Annotated in this window: 15 protein-coding genes; 9 read left to right on the forward strand and 6 right to left on the reverse strand. The window is 51.6% G+C overall.

Features of this window, described 5'->3' with window-relative positions; translation table 11 throughout:
• Positions 1-147: 147 nt before the first annotated feature.
• Both CRO03_RS05455 and CRO03_RS05460 read right to left on the reverse strand, forming a co-directional pair.
• Positions 148-1,209, reverse strand: a complete 1,062-nt coding sequence (locus CRO03_RS05455; RefSeq protein ID WP_097110617.1) for a M28 family peptidase — start codon at positions 1,207-1,209, stop codon at positions 148-150.
• A gap of 117 nt (positions 1,210-1,326) precedes the next feature.
• Positions 1,327-2,202: a LysR family transcriptional regulator gene (locus CRO03_RS05460; protein ID WP_097110618.1), complete on the reverse strand. Its 876-nt coding sequence runs from the start codon at positions 2,200-2,202 to the stop codon at positions 1,327-1,329.
• A 99-nt stretch (positions 2,203-2,301) separates the two neighbouring features.
• On the opposite strand from CRO03_RS05460, the gene CRO03_RS05465 reads away from it, so the two are divergent.
• The 3 genes from CRO03_RS05465 to CRO03_RS05475 are packed head-to-tail and all read left to right on the forward strand — an operon-like array spanning position 2,302 to position 6,880.
• Complete coding sequence (locus CRO03_RS05465; RefSeq protein WP_097110619.1) at positions 2,302-3,672, forward strand: NADH-quinone oxidoreductase subunit L; 1,371 nt, start codon at positions 2,302-2,304, stop codon at positions 3,670-3,672.
• Positions 3,669-6,089: a DUF2309 domain-containing protein gene (locus tag CRO03_RS05470; protein WP_097110620.1), complete on the forward strand. Its 2,421-nt coding sequence runs from the start codon at positions 3,669-3,671 to the stop codon at positions 6,087-6,089. The genes CRO03_RS05465 and CRO03_RS05470 overlap by 4 nt, the downstream gene beginning before the upstream one ends.
• Complete coding sequence (locus CRO03_RS05475) at positions 6,086-6,880, forward strand: DUF6671 family protein (protein WP_097110621.1); 795 nt, start codon at positions 6,086-6,088, stop codon at positions 6,878-6,880. The genes CRO03_RS05470 and CRO03_RS05475 overlap by 4 nt, the downstream gene beginning before the upstream one ends.
• Before the next feature lie 145 nt (positions 6,881-7,025).
• Here the strand turns inward: CRO03_RS05475 and CRO03_RS05480 are convergent, their stop codons facing one another.
• Positions 7,026-7,832, reverse strand: a complete 807-nt coding sequence (locus CRO03_RS05480) for a DUF2884 family protein (protein ID WP_097110622.1) — start codon at positions 7,830-7,832, stop codon at positions 7,026-7,028.
• Between the two features lie 322 nt (positions 7,833-8,154).
• Here CRO03_RS05480 and CRO03_RS05485 point away from each other — a divergent pair, with 322 nt between their 5' ends.
• From CRO03_RS05485 to ahpF, 6 genes are all read left to right on the forward strand, one after another.
• Positions 8,155-9,966, forward strand: coding sequence for an assimilatory sulfite reductase (NADPH) flavoprotein subunit (locus CRO03_RS05485; RefSeq protein ID WP_097110623.1), 1,812 nt, complete (start codon positions 8,155-8,157; stop codon positions 9,964-9,966).
• Positions 9,966-11,684 carry an assimilatory sulfite reductase (NADPH) hemoprotein subunit gene (gene cysI, locus CRO03_RS05490; protein ID WP_097110624.1) on the forward strand — a complete coding sequence of 573 codons (1,719 nt, stop codon included), beginning with the start codon at positions 9,966-9,968 and terminating at the stop codon, positions 11,682-11,684. The genes CRO03_RS05485 and cysI overlap by 1 nt, the downstream gene beginning before the upstream one ends.
• Positions 11,685-11,748: 64 nt before the next feature.
• Positions 11,749-12,501, forward strand: coding sequence for a phosphoadenylyl-sulfate reductase (locus CRO03_RS05495; protein ID WP_097110625.1), 753 nt, complete (start codon positions 11,749-11,751; stop codon positions 12,499-12,501).
• Positions 12,502-12,615: 114 nt separating this feature from the next.
• The gene (locus CRO03_RS05500) at positions 12,616-13,866 is read left to right on the forward strand and encodes a mechanosensitive ion channel family protein (protein WP_097110626.1); all 1,251 of its coding nucleotides are present in this window, start codon (positions 12,616-12,618) and stop codon (positions 13,864-13,866) included.
• Between the two features lie 256 nt (positions 13,867-14,122).
• Positions 14,123-14,689, forward strand: coding sequence for an alkyl hydroperoxide reductase subunit C (gene ahpC / locus CRO03_RS05505; protein WP_097110627.1), 567 nt, complete (start codon positions 14,123-14,125; stop codon positions 14,687-14,689).
• Between the two features lie 212 nt (positions 14,690-14,901).
• A complete protein-coding gene (gene ahpF, locus CRO03_RS05510; RefSeq protein ID WP_097110628.1) occupies positions 14,902-16,446 on the forward strand; it encodes an alkyl hydroperoxide reductase subunit F in 1,545 nt (514 codons plus the stop codon).
• Between the two features lie 100 nt (positions 16,447-16,546).
• Here ahpF and CRO03_RS05515 read toward each other — a convergent pair whose 3' ends face one another.
• Genes CRO03_RS05515 through CRO03_RS05525 form a run of 3 tightly spaced genes read right to left on the reverse strand, consistent with a single transcriptional unit; the run spans position 16,547 to position 18,335 of the window.
• On the reverse strand, positions 16,547-17,416 hold the full coding sequence (locus CRO03_RS05515) for a PDZ domain-containing protein (protein WP_097110629.1): 870 nt from the start codon (positions 17,414-17,416) through the stop codon (positions 16,547-16,549).
• Positions 17,413-17,781 carry a hypothetical protein gene (locus tag CRO03_RS05520; protein ID WP_097110630.1) on the reverse strand — a complete coding sequence of 123 codons (369 nt, stop codon included), beginning with the start codon at positions 17,779-17,781 and terminating at the stop codon, positions 17,413-17,415. Before CRO03_RS05520 ends, CRO03_RS05515 begins: the two co-directional genes overlap by 4 nt.
• The gene (locus CRO03_RS05525; RefSeq protein ID WP_097110631.1) at positions 17,778-18,335 is read right to left on the reverse strand and encodes an RNA polymerase sigma factor; all 558 of its coding nucleotides are present in this window, start codon (positions 18,333-18,335) and stop codon (positions 17,778-17,780) included. Before CRO03_RS05525 ends, CRO03_RS05520 begins: the two co-directional genes overlap by 4 nt.
• Positions 18,336-18,373: the final 38 nt, after the last annotated feature.

The raw sequence follows: 18,373 nt of genomic DNA on the forward strand, positions 1-18,373 counted from the left end.
GAATTTGCACAAAGAGTGCCAGCTTTTTAGTTGTTATATATCATGTGGTTAATTAAATAAAGTGGCTTTGTTAATTCTGCTGTTTGCGATAATGGCCGACAAAGTGGTTTTTTTCACCACTTTATCAGCGCTCAGCTAGCCACCGGTTTAACTCTGGTTAAGATGCTGATCCAGCAACTGAATAAAGCTCAGCACAGTTTCACTTACCTGAAGGTAGAAGTCCTGGTCGACATTTTCAACGGTATCGCGCACCGTATGGTAGTCGGCATGGTCTGCCACCCCAAAATAAATAAAAGGCACCTGCTGCTGATGAAAAATGCCGTGATCAGAGCTTAAGGTCCAGTCCTGGGTATTCCCCGCCCGGTACCAGGGCCGGTCGTGGCCGGCGATAATTTTTACCGCACTTTGCTGCTGCAGCTGCTGTAGCAGCGGGGTCAGCCAGGGTTGCTGGTAACTGCCTACGGCAAACAGCAACTGCTCAGTGTCGCGGCTCAGCATATCCATATTAACGTTAAAGGCCAGTTGCTCAGGTTCCAGCAGCTGGTGTTTAAATAGTGCAACTGCGCCCTGCAGGCCACCTTCTTCGGCGTCCAGCGCTACAAATAATAGCGGGTGGGTAAGCGGGTTTTCGCGAAAATACCGCGCCAGGCCAAGCAGGGTAGCAACGCCGGAGGCATTATCGTCAGCGCCCGGAAACAACTCGCCGTTTTCTATTCCCAGGTGATCATAATGCGCGGTCAGCACTATCGGTTTTAAATCAGTGTTTAACCCGGGCAGCAGGCCCAGCACATTGGCGGCGTTGTCAGCTGCCGGCACGGTTGAGGTTTTGCCTCGTAGCCAGCGACTGAATACAAAGTGTTGTTCCACGCTAAAAGGTTGCAGGTAGCCGTCGCTACCCGCCGGTTGCAGGCCAATATCGGCAAACTGTTGGGCCAGCCAGTTGCGGGCCTCGATGCCACCCCGGGTTCCTGGCTTACGACCCTGTCGATCAGGGTGCGCCAGCCAGTTCAGATCAGCCAGCAGTTGCTGATGGTCTAAGCGCTGCTGCGCTGCAGCCGGTTTCGCCGCCGCCAGCAGCTGAGCCAGTCGGCTACTTTCCCGCTCGGTTAACTGTTGCTGCCAGGCCGGCCAGGCCAGGGTGTACAGCAAAATAGCGGCAATAACCAAAGCCGCAGTGCCAGCGAGGTACAGCCTTTTCGTGACAGACATCAAAATTCCTTACTGCTAAAATTATTGGCGCACAGCTTAGCAAATTACTGTGGCTAGCCACTTAAAAAAATCACTCTGACCCATTTTAATTTGCTAGCCGGTTGAACTGAGTGCTGCTTAGCCAGGAAAGGCCTGCAGCAGCAGGTTCAGCTGCGGGTGTAACAGCTCACGCTGGGTGGTAATAATGTAAAAGTTTTCGTAAATCTGGGGCAAGGTCAGATATTTATGCAGCCTGCCGCTTTTTAATTCGTCTTTTACCACAACCTCTGGAATAACTGCCAGGGCGCCGCTGTCGCGGGCCAGTAAGCGCAGCATCGCCATATCGTCTGCTTCAGCAATAATATCAGGTTGCAGCTGATACTGTGCTGCCAGCGCATCAAAGGCGGTTCGCACCGGGCTTTGTACTGGCGGTAGCACCCAGCGTTGCTGTTTGTAATCACTCAAGCTATTACCAGCATGCGTGCCTGGCGGGCCAATCACAGCAACAGGTTGCCGGGCCAGCAGACGGCATTGCCATAACTGACTGTCGTTGCCTTGCACCGCAATATTGCTTAACGCCAGATCGAGTTGATGTTGGGCCAGGGCATTTAACAGCATGGTCTGGTTCATTGACAGTAAACTGTAGCGTGCGTTGCTTTTGCTGAGCAATGGCGTAATAAAGCTTTCAATAAAGTTGCGTGACATGGTCGACAAGGTACCAATCCGGATTGGACTATGTTGAGGTTGCATGCCCTGAAGCAGCAATTGCTCAAGCTCAGCACCGCGGCTGAAAATATCTTCGGCATACTTCAGGGTTTGGTAACCGCTGTCTGTCAGTATCAACCTTCGGTTTTCGCGCCGGAATAGCTGCACCTGCATACTTTGCTCTAACTGTTTGATTTGGGATGAAAGAGCGGATTGCGAAATATGCAGCCGTTGCGCTGTCTCCGTCAGATTTGTGCCTCTGGCTACCTGCCAGAAATAATACAGATGATGATAGTTTAACCGGCTCATGGTTCTCTTTTAGTGAACGATTTGTGATTTATTATGTATTTTACTAATGCTAATTCACTGTAGACAATAGCGCCAGTTAATTAAAGCGAAAGGTGAGCGATGAACTCGTTACTGGCTATTTCATCATTAAAGCTGGTTTTACTGGCGCTGGTTGCGCTGCTTGCCGTTGTGATCTGGCGTTACAGCGCAACGGCATTAGCTGGTGAGCAGGACAAACTGCGTTTTATGCGGGCGCTTGCCCTGACGTTAACAGCGACGGTTTTTACGCTGTTAAGTAACCACCTGCTGCTGTTCTGGCTGGGCTGGTGTTGGATTAGTCTCAGTTTACAACAGTTATTGTTGTTTTATCCCGAACGCCCGCGCGCCCAGTTGGCTGCCCATAAAAAAGCATTAAGTGCCCGGGCAGGAGAAATATTGCTGGCAGGGGCATTTATCCTGCTGTACATCGAATTCGGAACGGCTGAGATCAGCGACATTGTCAGTCAGGCCAGTGGCCAACATTACAGTCTTAGCCTGTACGGCCATGTTGCCACTGTGCTACTGGTTCTGGTGGCGTTGATTAAATGCGCGCAGTTACCGCTGCATGGCTGGTTGATTCAGGTAGTGGAAGCGCCGACGCCCGTGTCCGCTCTGTTGCATGCCGGTATCATTAACCTCGGCGGTATTTTACTGTTGTTATTCTCGCCATTACTAAAACTGAGCGCAGCTGCGGCAGTGTTACTGCTGGTTACCGCGCTGATCAGTACTGTATTGGCGGCGCTGATTATGACCACGCGAATTAGTATAAAAGTGCGACTGGCATGGTCAACGATCGCTCAGATGGGGCTGATGCTGGTCGAAATAGCCCTTGGTCTTTATACGCTGGCACTACTGCACCTGCTTGCGCACTCTTGTTACAAGGCTTATGCCTTCCTGCACAGCGGCAATGCCGTCAATCATTATCTGGCAGCACAACTGGCCGGGCAAACCGAACCGCAAGCCAGGCACTGGCTGCTGGCGCTGCTGGTTACATCGGCGCTGGTAATACTGGCGCATCAGATCCTACCCCTTTCCAGCCTGAGCAGTGCGGTACTGCTGGTATTGGCTGTTACCGTGCTGTTAATGCCGTCACTGGCCCGGGCTGACAGCCGCCGGCCACTGCGGGTAATGCTGGCAGTAGCGTATGGCGTGGGACTGCTGGCACTTTATAGCAGCGGCAAGTATATGTTGCAGCCCATTGCACCGACCACACAGGTGTTTTCAACATGGGCAGATGTGTTTACCAGCCTGGTGTTCGCTGGCCTGTTCGTGATGGCTGTGCTGCTGCGCTATCACAGCCGGCACCGTGCCGTTAACCGGGTATTTATCTGGTTAAACGCGGGCGGTTATCTTGATGAGTGGGCCACCAGGGTTACTTTGAAAATCTGGCCCTATCATAACAAAACGTCTGTTAAAACCAGCAACCTGTCACAAGCGGAGAGCCTGAAATGAGTGCAGTCAGTAGTCCAGCCCGGCAAACCGGCAGTAAACTTCAACCACTGATTGCGCAGGCCGCCAGTCAGATAGCCCCCGCCTGGCCGCTTGATCAGATGATCGCGGTCAATCCATGGTGGCCGAAACGACAGCAACATTTTGTCACAGTCTGCGCCGAGCAACAGCTGTTGGCGAAAACCAGTTGCCTGATGACCGCCGACTGGTACCTGGCACAATGGCAGCAGCAAATACAGCCAGTACATTTGCAGCAGGCGTTGCAGGAAGCAGAGCTGAAAATGACGACTGACGAGGCTGTCGCCATGTTGTCCCAACAGCATGAGTTGCGCCACTGGCAATCACTGGCGCAACTGTTGGCAGAGCAGGCGCCCAGGCAGGGTACGTTGCCCTGGCCACAGCTTATCCAGCAGCAATTAAGCCAGTTTATGGGGCTGTATTACCAGTATCCGGAGCGGTTTAGTGTTGCGGCAGGCAGCGCACAGCATAGCTATCAAAGCTGGTTGACTGTGGTGCGCGAGGATAAGGGGTTGCAGGTTCTTAGTGGAATTAATCTAACGACGCTTTTTGCTACCTTGCCAGCTGAGCCGTCTGAACTTTTGCAGCAGCTGGAATCCTGGCTGGATAGCTGGTGTCCGGACGAGCAGGTAAAGCTGGCCTATTTTGAAAATCTGCTGCAAAACCTCTCTGGCTGGGCGGGCTGGCAGGCATGGCTCGACTGGCAACAACAGCTGAACAAACATCAGAGCCACAATGCCGTATGTCAGTTGCTTTACATGCTGCTGGGCTGGGACTGGGTGTTGTGGCAGCACAGCAAGCGTCAACATGCGGCGCATGAGCATATTATTAAGGTTTTAAAGCAGCAGAGCCGGCAGTATACCGCCATGCTGCTGAACACCCGCGCGCTGCAGAATATGCGTCAGGTTTGGCAACGGGCACTTGAACTGAGCGTGCAGCTGCCATTATTCCGGCAACTGCAACAGGCCGCCGGGCAACCCGAAGTAATGCCTGCCAGACCTGTCCTTCAGGCAGCATTTTGTATTGATGTGCGTTCAGAGCCAATACGCCGGGTGCTGGAGCAGCAGAACGCAGGGATCCAAACTCTGGGATTTGCCGGCTTTTTCGGCCTGCCTATCGCCTATAAAGCAGCCGATAGTAAGCTAAGTCGCCCCCAGTTGCCTGGTTTACTGGCGCCTGTGCTGCAAGTTAGTCAAATCCGGCCGGAAAAAGCAACGTTACCTCGCCAGCCTGCACTGGGCTGGAAACAAAGCTTTGATCTGGCATCATCCAGCCTCGGCATGGTGGAAGCTGCGGGCGCCACTAAGCTGCTTAGTCTACTGAAACGGGCATTTTTCCGTACTAAAGCCCCACACGCCATGAATCGCTACCTGGACGATGGTCAATGGTCTCTGAGTCGGGAGCAGCAGCCACTTAGTATTGCTGAGCAAGCGCAACTGGCTGCTGCGATTCTTGCTGCGATGGGACTGAGCAGCACACTGGCGCCAACAGTATTATTGGTGGGACATGGCAGCGAGACTTGCAATAACCCGCAGGCAGCGGCGCTTGATTGTGGTGCCTGCGGCGGCCAGACCGGCGAAGTTAACGTTAAGGTGTTAGCGCAAATTCTGAACAATAGCGAGGTCCGCGCTGAGCTTAAAAGTCAGCACGATCTGCAGATCCCGGCAGACACCCGCTTTTATGCAGCAATGCACCAGACCACAACCGACGCGCTGCAAGTGTTTCAGGCCCCTGCTAATGCTGACTGGCTGCGCTGGTTAGCAGAGGCGGGCAAAAAGGCCAGAGAACAAAGAGCTACCCAGTTTGCTGAGGCACCGGCGGACGCTGCCGGGTTAAACCGGTTTTTTAAGCTGCGTAGTCGCGACTGGGCCCAGCTTCGGCCAGAGTGGGGGCTAGCCAACAATGCCGCTTTCATCGTGGCGCCACGTACCCTGACCAAAGGGCTGAATTTGCAGGGGCGTTGCTTTTTACATGATTATAATCCGGAGCATGATGCTGATTTCAGTCTGTTATACACCATCATGACCGCACCCATGGTGGTAACCAACTGGATCAACTTGCAATATTACGCCTCGGTAGTGGCGCCGGATAAATACGGCAGTGGCAATAAGTTGCTGCACAATGTTGTGGCTGGTCACATCGGGGTTTTTGAGGGCAATGGTGGTGATCTACGCAATGGTTTAAGCTGGCAATCGGTGCATGACGGTAGTCGGCTTCGGCATCAACCCGTCCGTCTCAGTGTCATTATTGCTGCACCACAGCAGGCTATCGCCGATATTATCAAGCGTTCGGACGACGTGGCGGCACTGGTGAACAATCAGTGGTTATGGCTTTATCAGCTGGACCCGGATGGTACGCTGCACCAATGGCAGCAGGTTCGCTGGCAACAGGTGACAGTATGAAACAAACTGTTGCTGTGTTGACCCGGCATGATAAAGCCCGGTTAATTGCCCCTGCCCTCAGCCAGTTTGGCTGGCAACTTAGCGAAGTCGACAGTTTTGATACTGATACGCTGGGCAGTTTCGCCGGTGGTCACTCCCGCTTTATGACCGCGCAGGAATGCGCATTCCGAAAAGCGGCGCTGGCTGCAGACATGTCCGGGCAGAATATCGGCATCGGCAGCGAAGGCAGCTTTGCTGTCGGCCCTTTCGGCATTGGTACTTATAATCTGGAGCTGATCTGCTGTATTAACGTGTCGGCAGGCTGGGCCGTAACGGGCCGGTTTTACGGGCCCTCGCTGGCCCAGCAATGGCGGCTCACAGATGCTGAGTCGCTGCAGCTGGCGCTGGCTGGTGTCGAACCTGGTCAGTATTTAGTGTTGCAGCAAGGCCATTATCTGAAAAAAGCCCTGACAGCGGCGCAGGCACATAATCTGGCTTTGCTGAGGTTTTCATACGGAGAAGTGACCCTCAGCTATGACTTAAGGGCTCATCTTAGCCCGCAGCGGCGCTTACATATCCAGCAGGCCGCTGACGATTTAGCCCGGCGTTTACAGCACTTATGTCCACATTGTGCGAGCCCTGGCTTCTGGCCGGATAAGGCCTTGCCAGGTTTGCCATGCGAAGCCTGTGGCGTTGCCACCAGCCTGACCAGACAGCGTCAGGCTCTGTGTCAGCGCTGCGGGTATACTGAAACAAAGCCGGTTGCCGCCAGCCATGCCAGCCAGCAATATTGTCAGGAATGTAACCCTTGAAAACGCTCCGTCGCCACAATTAATTACTCTGACCCATTTTCGCAGATAAAATCACTCTGACCCATTTTATTTCAGGTACAAGGGTGGCATAAAAAAAGCGCAGGCAAAGCCCCTGCGCTAAAGGTTGTGGTTGGGAGTTACCGGGTTAGCGGCGCAGACTTAGTGAGCTGTCGCCATTTTTAAATAAATCATATTGTTGCATTGCGGGTATTTGTTGCTGAATGCGGGTCTCCAGCGCATCCAGCTGGCTTACCTGGCTGCAGATGGCGTCGCCACGTTGTTCCAGTGCAGCAGCTTTGATGTCCATTTTCGCTTCCAGATTTTCGCCGAATTTTTCCATTTTTTCGCCGAAGGCTTCCATCCGCTGTTCGAAGCTGCCTTCACCGCTGGTCATGGCTTTGCCTACCAGCATCATAATGCTGCCCATCGACTGGCTGACGGCGTCCTCAATTGCCTGTTCAAATTCCGGACCAAAAGCCTGGTCGATACTGTCCAGCCGGCTGCCGTATAGGTATGTGTTGTCACCATCCTGCACCACGACCTGATCCGCAGCGTCGTTGATTTTTGTTAATGCCTGTTGCATCGCCGGGTAATCGTCCAGTGACTTTCCGGTCAGCTCACTTAATACTGTGGTCAGCGCTTCGCTGGCCATAATCAGTGCATCTTCCACCAATGCTACCGTTTCAAGGGTCTGGCTGCGAATACCGGCCTGATAATCCCGCAATAACAACCGGGTATCGTTATTCACTGTTACAGGTTCGCCATTCAGGATTAACTGACCGTCGTCGCTGATTTGCCACAAGGTGTTACCATTGTCCTGCAACTGCACGCTGCTTTTACTGATAACTAAATCTTTATCAAATTCGATATTACAACTTTGATTTGAATGCGCCATGGCATTCAGGCTGATTGAGCCAAGTACAACGGCACTGGCTAAAAGTGAGCTTTTCATAATAATGATCCTTATTGTGGTTCTTAATGACAACTTGTTAAGGCAAGGGTAATGCCAGTTTTTAAGTTGTTGTTTTTTATGGCAGTAAAGTGTGCAGCAACTCAGCGGCGATCTCGTTGGTTAGCGTTTTTGGCTATTTATTAGCGAAATTATCAGCTGGAAATGTTTGGCAGGCCAAAGCAGATATCGCCGCAACCTGCTGGTTTTCGGCCGGGAAATGCGCTTTTAATTACTATTTGGAATAACGCAGAGAGATCCATTCTTTTACTGGCATACGTTTGGATGGCTAAAATGCCGCTATAAAGTTCATACAGGTGTTTTTATGCTTTTATCATCACTAGTGGCGCAGGCCAGCCCGCTGTCAGAGCAGCAGGTACAACAACTGCAGGGGCTGGTTAGTCAGCTTAATCCTATCCAGCAAGCCTGGGTTAGTGGCTACCTGGCAGCCAGTGCCCAGTTGGCCGGTGGCCAGGCAGTGGCACCCGCCGCAGCGGCAGCAACCAGCGCTACCCTGACCATAGTGTACGGCTCGCAGACCGGCAATGCCCGCCATGTGGCTGAAGCACTGGCCAGCTTAGCTAAAGCGAAGAACATCGCTGCCAAAGTAGTGGATTTAGCTGATTATAAAAGTAGTCAGCTGAAAAATGAGCAGTATCTGATTATTGTGACCTCGACCTACGGTGAGGGCGAGCCGCCGGAAAATGCGGTCAGTTTTTACAATTTTTTGTTCAGCAAAAAAGCACCGAAAGTGCCGCAGCTGAAATTCGCTGTGCTGGGCCTGGGTGATACCAGCTATGAGTTCTTCTGTAAAACGGCGGCCGATTTTGACGAGCGACTGGCCGAATTAGGTGGTCAGCGCTTGCAGGCCCGGGCTGATCTGGATGTCGATTATGACGCTGCTGCCAGCAGCTGGAATAATGCTCTTATAAAGGAGGTAGAGCCGGAATTTGCCAGCGCGCCCTCGGCTCAGGTAATTAACTGGCCAGGTCAGGCGGCAGCGGCAGCGGCCAGCCAGTATACTAAACAGCAGCCGTTTGCAGCTGAGTTATACACAAACCAGAAAATTACCGGCCGTGATTCCACGAAAGACGTACGGCATATTGAAATTTCGCTGCAAGGTTCGGGCCTTAGTTACCAGCCAGGTGATGCACTGGGCCTGTATTTTAGCAACGATCCGGCACTGGTGGCCGAACTGCTGAGCCTGACCGCCCTGCAAGGCACAGCCGAGGTCAGCCTTAGCAACCAGAGCTTAAGCTTGTTGGACGCTCTGACTGAGCAGCTGGAACTCACCCAGTCGTACCCGGCCTTTGTTGAAAAATATGCGGCTGCCAGTGCCAACGATGCGTTGCAGCAATTGGCTGCCGATAAAACCGCGCTCAGAGCCTATCTGGCAGACAGACAAATTATCGATATTGTCCGTGACTATCCGGTGACTGACAGCCCGATAACTGCCCAGCAATTGGTCGATGCGCTGCGTAAGCAACAACCGCGTTTGTACTCCATCGCTTCATCGCAGGCGGAAGTAGAAGAGGAAGTGCATTTAACGGTGGCCGTGGTGCGCTACGATGCCTTTGGTCAGCCACATTTAGGCGGTGCTTCGGGTTATTTAGCCGAGCGCTTAGCCGAAGGTGACAAGGTGCGGGTATTTGTCGAGCAGAATAACAATTTCCGCTTGCCGGCCAATGACGACACACCGGTTATTATGATTGGCCCCGGTACCGGTATTGCGCCGTTCCGGGCATTTTTACAGGAGCGGGATGCCCGCGGCGCCAGCGGTAAAAACTGGCTGTTTTTTGGTAACCCGCATTTTACCCAGGACTTCTTATATCAGGTAGAGCTGCAGGGCTATTTAAAGCAAGGCCTGCTGAGCAAGCTTGATGTCGCCTTCAGCCGTGACAGCGCCCAAAAGGTGTATGTGCAGGATAAACTTCGCAAACATGCGGCCGAGGTTTATCAGTGGCTGGAGCAAGGTGCGCATGTCTATATTTGTGGTGATGCTAACCGAATGGCCAAAGACGTGCATCAGGCGCTGCTGGACATCGTGCAGCAACACGGCAGCAAAAACGCCGAACAGGCCCAGCAATATTTAGATGAATTACGGGTAGCCAAGCGTTACCAGAAGGATGTGTACTGATGAGCCAATATCCGATTAAACCCGAACTGCAGGTCAGCGGTAAATTATCTGACAATGAACGGTTAAAGGCAGAAAGTAAGCACCTGCGCGGTACCATCGAGCAGGATTTAAGCGACGATATTACCGGTGGCTTTAACGGCGATAACTTTATGCTGGTGCGTTTTCACGGCATGTATCAGCAGGATGATCGCGATATCCGGGCTGAGCGCGCCGCCCAAAAACTGGAGCCACTGCATAATGTTATGTTACGGGCGCGGATGCCCGGCGGTATTATTACCCCGCAGCAGTGGCTGGCAATTGACCAGTTTGCCGCTGACAAAACCCTGTATGGCAGCATTCGGTTAACTACCCGCCAGACGTTTCAGTTTCATGGTGTGTTAAAGCCGAATATTAAACCGATGCATCAGTTTTTAAACAGCATTGGTATCGACTCTATTGCCACCGCCGGTGATGTTAACCGCAACGTATTATGTACCTCTAATCCGGTGGAGTCAGAGCTGCATCAACAGGCGTACCAGTGGGCGGTGCAGATAAGCGAGCACTTACTGCCAAAAACCCGCGCCTATGCGGAGATCTGGCTGGATGAGGAAAAAATCGAAACCACTGAGACTGAACCGGTACTAGGTGAAAACTATTTGCCGCGTAAGTTTAAAACCACGGTGGTGATCCCGCCGCATAATGACATTGATGTCCATGCCAACGACCTGAACTTTGTCGCCATTGCCGAAAACGGCAAGCTGATTGGCTATAACGTGCTGGTCGGCGGTGGCCTGGCGATGACCTTTGGCGATACCTCGACGTATCCACGTAAAGCCGAAGTGCTGGGTTTTATCAGCCTGGAACATACGTTAAAGGTGGCAGAGCATGTTGTCAGCGTGCAGCGCGATTACGGTGATCGGGTTAACCGCAAAAATGCCAAGACCAAATACACCATCGACCGGATTGGCTTAGATACCTTTAAAGCCGAAGTAGAGCAAAGGGTCGGCGTGGCTTTTGCACCGGCAAAACCGTTTGAGTTTACCACCCGCGGTGATCGTTTCGGCTGGGTCGACGGCATTGATGGCAAACACCATTTAACTTTATTTATTGAAAATGGCCGGGTGCTGGACTTCCCCGGTAAACCACTGAAAACCGGTCTGGCAGCGATTGCTAAAGTGCACCAGGGTGATTTTCGGATGACTGCTAACCAGAACCTGATTGTCGCTGGCGTGCCAGCGGAGCAAAAAGCGTTAATTGAACAACTGGCCCTTGAACACGGCTTAATTGATGATGCGCACAGCGAGCAGCGGAAAAACTCGATGGCCTGTGTGTCCTTCCCCACCTGCCCGCTGGCAATGGCTGAGGCCGAGCGTTATTTACCTGAACTGGTAACTAAAGTGGAAGCATTACTGACTAAACATCAGCTTGATGATGATCACATTGTACTGCGGGTTACCGGTTGCCCTAACGGCTGTGGCCGCGCCATGCTGGCCGAAGTGGGCTTGGTCGGCCGGGCACCGGGCAAATACAATGTCTATCTGGGTGGCAATAAAGTCGGTACCCGCATTCCTAAACTGTATTTGGATAATGTTGGCGAAGCACAAATCCTTAGTGAGCTGGATAACTTAATAGGCCGCTGGGCCAGCGATCGCAACAGTGGTGAATGCTTTGGTGATTTTGTTATTCGCAAAGGTATTGTAGCTGAAGTGAAAGTATCGAAGACCGATTTTCATGCCTGATTCTTTGATGAGTAAGGCAGGTGTGGCTGCCAGACAGCCAGATTTAGTGATAGCAGGAAACAGCATGATCGACAGTGTAACGACCGATTATCGACAGGTGCTGCAGCAGGATAGCGCAACCCAGCACGCCTGGCTGGCAGAAATAAACCAGCTGCTCAGCCCGATGAGTGCCAGCGAGCGGGTGCGCTGGGCGCTGGCAAACTTGCCGGCGCAGCCGATGCTAAGTTCCAGCTTTGGTATTCAAGCCGCAGTAATGCTGCACCTGGTGACAGTACAACGGCCGGATATTCCGGTGGTATTAACCGACACCGGCTATTTATTTCCGGAAACCTACCAGTTTATTGACCAGTTAACCGGGCAGCTCGGCCTGAATTTACAGGTATACCGCGCCGCGTTATCAGCCAACTGGCAACTGGCCCGTTATGGCGAGCAATGGTTAACGGCTGAGGGTACTAAACAGTACAACCAGCTGAATAAAGTCGAGCCCATGCAGCGGGCACTACGCGAACTTAAGGTCGGTAGCTGGTTTACCGGGCTGCGCCGCAGTCAGAGCAGCAGCCGCGCCGAAAAAGACATTGTCGAAATTAGCCGTGGTGTGATAAAAATTCAGCCGATTATCGACTGGTCTAATAAAGACGTATTTTATTATTTAAAACAACATAACCTGCCATACCACCCATTGTGGGAGCAGGGCTATTTATCAGTAGGTGATACCCACTCCACCGTTAAGTTTGAACCGGGGATGAGCGAGGAGGACACCCGTTTTAATGGCTTTGGCCGCGAATGTGGCCTGCATATGGATGGTGACGGTATCTGACCCTGGCGGTTGCAAAAGCGCTTTAACGGGGCATAATAGCGGCAGCAACCACTGTCGCTGCTAAAGCAGCTGTCACCGTTATATCGTCTTTGCGAACAGGGAATACGTTAATTTATGTTGGATTACGATTTCAGCGCCATTCAGAGCTGGCTGGAGCAGCACCCCGAAACCAATTTGTGGCTTAGTCTGGGCCTGCTGTTGCTGGTATCCTGGCTTAGCAACTACATTGTTAAAAAAGTGCTGATCCGCGGTATCTTCCGGGCGTTGCGGGCCAGTGTCTATGGTCAGCATCAGGTTATTAAACAATCCGCTTTTGTCGCCCGGCTGGCTAATATTGTGCCGGCACTGATTATCTCCAAAGGCATCACCCTGATTGACGGCGTATCAGAAACTGTCAGCACGATAGTGGTGAATGTCTGTAATGCCTTTGTGGTACTGACCGTTGCCCTGGCAATTGCCAATATTCTCAGCCTGGTGAATACCGTTTACGAAGAGCGGCCTGAGGCGAAAACCAAGCCGATTAAGGGCTATATTCAGGTCATGAAAATTCTGGTCTACACGGTAGCGGCTATTTTAATGATTGCTGCGCTGGTAGACCGCTCACCGCTTATTCTACTGTCTGGCCTGGGTGCGATGGCCGCCGTGTTAATGCTGATTTTTCAGGATACTATTTTATCGCTGGTCGCCAGCGTGCAGATTTCATCGAACGATGTGATCCGGGTTGGCGACTGGGTAGAAATGCCGCAACTGAATGCCGACGGTGACGTGATTGATATTGCGCTGCATACAGTAAAAATACAAAACTTTGATAAAACCATTACCACTATTCCTACCCGGCGCTTTATGACCGATGCCTTTAAAAACTGGCGTGGCATGCAACAGTCAGGTGGGCGGCGGATTAAACGCAGCCTGATGCTCGACCAGCAAAGTATTCACTTTCTGGATGCCGACGAGCGCAAGCGGTTAAACCGTTTTAGTTTATTGCAGGATTATCTGGCTGAAAAACAGCAGGAAATTGATAGCTGGAATAGCGAACTGGCTGAGCAGGGTAAAGAGCCGGTCAATACCCGGCGCATTACCAATATTGGTACTTTCCGTGCTTATGTGCAGCGTTATTTGTCCAGCCATCCCGGGGTGCATCAGCAGATGACCTTAATGGCCCGCCAGCTGGCACCGACAGCAGATGGCCTGCCGCTGGAAGTATATTGTTTTACCAATACAACCGCCTGGCTGGCCTATGAAGGCATTCAGTCTGATATCTTTGACCACATACTGGCTATTTTGCCGGAGTTTGGTTTGCGGGTATACCAGCATCCCAGTGGTATGGATATCCGCGCTATTCAGCTGACCAGACAAGAAGAGTAGCACCTCAGTTAATTAACCGATAAAAAACAACAAGGCGCTTGAGAATTCAGCGCCTTGTCCTCATCTAAAGGGCTGTGCTGCCACGTAGTTATTGCGCTAAACATTATTATTAGCAACGTCTCTGGCTTCTAATTTATAAAAACGATTAGAGTGATTAATTTAATTCGTTTTAAAAACTTAAGATGACTGGCTATGATAGCTGGCATTGAGAACGCGGAAATTTACCAACCTATTTACTAACCGAAGGAGCAAGACTATGTCTTCAATTATCAATACTAAAATTAAGCCATTCAAAGCCACTGCATTTCATCAGGGCAAATTTGTTCCGGTAACAGAGCAGGATATCCTGGGCAAGTGGGCTGTAGTATGTTTTTACCCGGCTGACTTCACGTTTGTATGCCCAACTGAATTAGGCGACCTGGCTGATTTCTATGCTAAGTTTCAGGAAATCGGTGTTGAAGTATATTCAGTATCTACTGACACGCACTTCACCCACAAAGCGTGGCACGATGCGTCTGAAACCATCAAGAAAATCAACTACCCAATGATCGGCGACCCGACTGGTGCCATTACCCGTAACTTTGGCGTAATGATTGAAGAAGACGGCCTGGCACTGCGTGGTACCTTCGTAATTAACCCTGAAGGCGAAATCAAAGTTGCTGAAATTCACGACTTAGGTATCGGCCGCTCTGCTGGCGAATTGTTCCGTAAAGTACAGGCAGCACAGTATGTTGCTAACCACGACGGCGAAGTATGTCCGGCGAAATGGACTCCGGGTGAAGCGACATTAGCGCCTTCACTGGACCTGGTTGGTAAAATCTAAGCAGTGCAATATCCTGCAGTTGACTGCAGCGGGACCTGACTACAGCCCTTCTTAAGAAGCTGTAGCTCAGCTTCCCTCTGCCAGACTACGGTTTGGTACCCGGGCAGGCAGTGCCTGCCCGGACTATCCCGAATATTATGTTTACGGCCTGACAACTCAGGTTGAGGCTTTGTTACGCTGTTTTTTATCGTCTTAAATTTTCTGGAGTTTTTATGTTAGATACTAACCTGAAGCAAACACTTAAAACTTATTTGCAGAACCTGAAAACCGAGGTTGAACTGGTGGTATCTTTAGACGATAGCGCCAAAGCTGCAGAAGTAGAACAACTGGCCAACGATATTGCCGGTTTATCAGATTTAGTGTCGTTGCGTCGCGACGATGCCGCTATGGAGCGCAAACCAGCGATGCTGGTACGTTCGGTAGCCAAAGATACCCACATTACCTTTGCCGGTGTGCCATTGGGCCATGAATTTACCTCGTTAGTGCTGGCCCTGCTGCACTCAGGTGGCCACCCGATTAAAGTGGAAGCGGATACCATTGAGCAAATTCGCCAGTTACCCGGCAAGTTCGCTTTTGAAACCTATATCTCGTTAAGCTGCCAGACCTGTCCGGAAGTGGTGCAGGCACTGAATATTATGGCGGCGACTAACCCGAACATTACTAACGTGATGATTGACGGTGCCATGTTCCAGGACGAAGTCAGCGAACGTAACGTAATGGCAGTACCTTCGGTATTTTTAAATGGTGAGCTGTTCTCGCAGGGGGCGATTACCCTGGAAAAAATCATCCAGAAAATCGACGTCAACGCCGGGAAACGTCAGGCTGAAGCGCTGAAAAGCAAAGCCCAGTTTGATGTATTAGTGGTAGGCGGTGGCCCGGCTGGTGCTTCTGCTGCCGTGTATGCCGCCCGTAAAGGCCTGAATACCGGCATTTTAGCCGAGCGCTTTGGTGGCCAGGTGGCTGATACCGTCGGTATTGAAAACTTTATTTCGGTTAAATATACCGAAGGCCCGAAGCTGGTTAACGCCTTAGAAGCTCATGTCCGTGAGTACGATGTCGATATTATGAATAACCAACGCGCCGTGAAGTTAAGCCGTGCCGACAAGGTAGAGCTGGAACTGGCCAATGGCGCGGTGTTAAAGAGTAAAACCCTGATCCTGGCGCCGGGTGCGCGCTGGAGAGAAATGAACGTGCCGGGCGAGCAGGAATACCGGGGTAAAGGCGTGGCGTATTGCCCACACTGTGACGGCCCGTTATTTAAAGGTAAAAAGGTCGCAGTAATTGGTGGCGGTAACTCAGGTATTGAGGCGGCTATCGACTTAGCCGGTATTGTTGAACATGTTACCGTTCTGGAATTTGCCGCTACGCTGCGGGCCGATGCGGTATTGGTGAAAAAAGCCAACTCAATGGGCAACATTACCATTATTACCGAAGCACAAAGCACCGAAGTCACCGGCGACGGTAACCGGGTAAATGGTATTAATTATACTGACCGCAAAACCGGTGAGTCGCACCATATTGAGCTGGCTGGTATTTTTGTCCAGATTGGCCTGGTGCCAAATACCGAATGGTTGCGCGGTGCGCTGGAGCTGTCGCCACGTGGCGAGATTATTGTCGACGAGCGCGGCCAGACCTCGTTGCCGGGCGTATTTGCCGCCGGTGATGCCACCACGGTGCCCTACAAGCAAATTATTATTGCCATGGGTGCTGGCGCCAATGCTTCGCTGGGAGCGTTTGACTATCTGATCCGGCACTAATTGCTGATCCGCCACTAAGCTAACGATTTAACGGGATACCTCTCTCATCCCTCTTTGGCGGCAACTCCGGTTGCCGCTTTTTTTTGCCTGCCGGGTTAAGTTAATCGCATTGTCTGTCTGTGACTTTCCAGACTACCGGCTCCCAATACTGGTCGGGATCGGTTCTGTCTTCAGGTTTTTCAATAAAACGGCTGGCCAGGTGATACACCTTATTGGGCTCAACGTTTAACTGCAAAACCTGAGTAAGCTGTTTTCTGCGCTCCCAAAGGTCTGACCGACTCCATCTGACCCGCGATAACGCAATTTGCTCTGCCAACTCGATATCTTGTAGGCCTGTATCAATCTTTACCACATCGGTGCGACGGGAGCGCTCAATCCTGAAGTCAGTATCACCTGCCGCGCGAATAGCGGTGGGAAACAACTCCAGGGTACGGGGTGGGAAGTAAAATACCGAAACAAAACCACAACCGTCAGTTTGCACTGATTTGGCATTGTCTGCATTTTGCACCGGGTTAATAACTAAACGCCAGGCCGGAATGGTTTTGCGGGTTACGGTGCTCTTTAAATTAATTGCCTTGCCGGCGCGGTTAACCCAGACATTAAAGGGTTTTCCCTCTTCAAAATCGTTTAACAATGCCAGCACATCCTCCAGACTGGTAGAATCAAGGGTAGCATTGTTAATTTGTAACACTTTATCCCCCACCTTTACGCCGGCTCTTTCTGCATCCGAATCCGGGGTTACCGCCAGTATTTTATGTTGCCGGTCCATTACCGCACCAAAATGGTAATAATTGCGGGCTGGCTCTTCAATTGTCACCGGGCCATCTTCTGCCGAGTTCCCCGACGCCATTATTGCCGCCTGTACCGCTTCGATAACGTCCTGTGAGGGTTCTGGTTGCCGGGCATCCGCGCCAGTAATCCAAAGTGCCGTCATTGCGGCGCAAAGCCGGGCCAGTTTTGTCACTTTCATAAGGTATACGTCCGGGGCTGAGGTTTATTCAGTTGCTGGCGCTGCGCTATTAAACGCTCAACCTGCTCATGATCGTTGCGAATAATGGATTGTTGAATTGCCACATCCAGCTTTTCCAGCTGATAGCTGTCAACCGGGTCTGCGACCGCTACCGTTTCGGGCTCAATATGGCCGCTATACAGCAGGCCGCTTAAAATACCAATAAACGCCAGACTGGCGGCACTGCTCAGCCAGAGTGTAAGCTTGCGTCGCTTTTTATCGAGACGTTGCTGTAGCTGCTGCCACAGTAAATCGTCGGCAGTTTCCTGATGTGCGGCCGTTAAGCGCTGCCCCAACAGCTCACTGAATTGTTGTTGCTTACTCATAGTTCGCCCTGCTTAAGTTGGGTTGCTAATTTAGTTAGTGCCCGTCGGTATTGCTGGCGGACATTTTGCTCAGATAGTTGCAATAATTCAGCCAGTTGCTGGTGGCTGTAGCCCTCTACGGCATACAACCACACCAATACCCGCTGCTGTTCAGACAGTACCGCCATAATGCGTTCAACATCATCCAGCCGGGTTAGCGAGTCTATGGCGCTGTTCCAGCTTTGATCGCTTATGTTGTCGCTTTCGTCATCACTAAGCTGCTGTTGCCGGTTGCGTTGACGCAGCGTATCCAGCGCTAACCTGACGCTAAGTTGTTTTAGCCAGCCGCCTACCGCTAACGGTTGCTTAATATCAGCCAGGCAAGCAAATGCCTTAATAAAAATATCCTGGGTCAGGTCACGGCCATCTTCGGCAGAACCCAGCATGCCACTACATAAACGGAGCACCGCATCAGCAAAGTGACTGTAAAACCGCTTTAAGGCGTCTGGCTGGCCGCGCTGGGCTGCTTTGATAATCTCAGGCGCTATTGGTCTGCCAAATCCGTGTGCTGACACCGGGTTTCCTTGTGCTGTTTTACTATAAGACGCTTTGA

Origin of the sequence: Arsukibacterium tuosuense (assembly GCF_900215315.1) — a bacterium.
Classification (GTDB): Bacteria; Pseudomonadota; Gammaproteobacteria; order Enterobacterales; family Alteromonadaceae; genus Alishewanella; species Alishewanella tuosuense.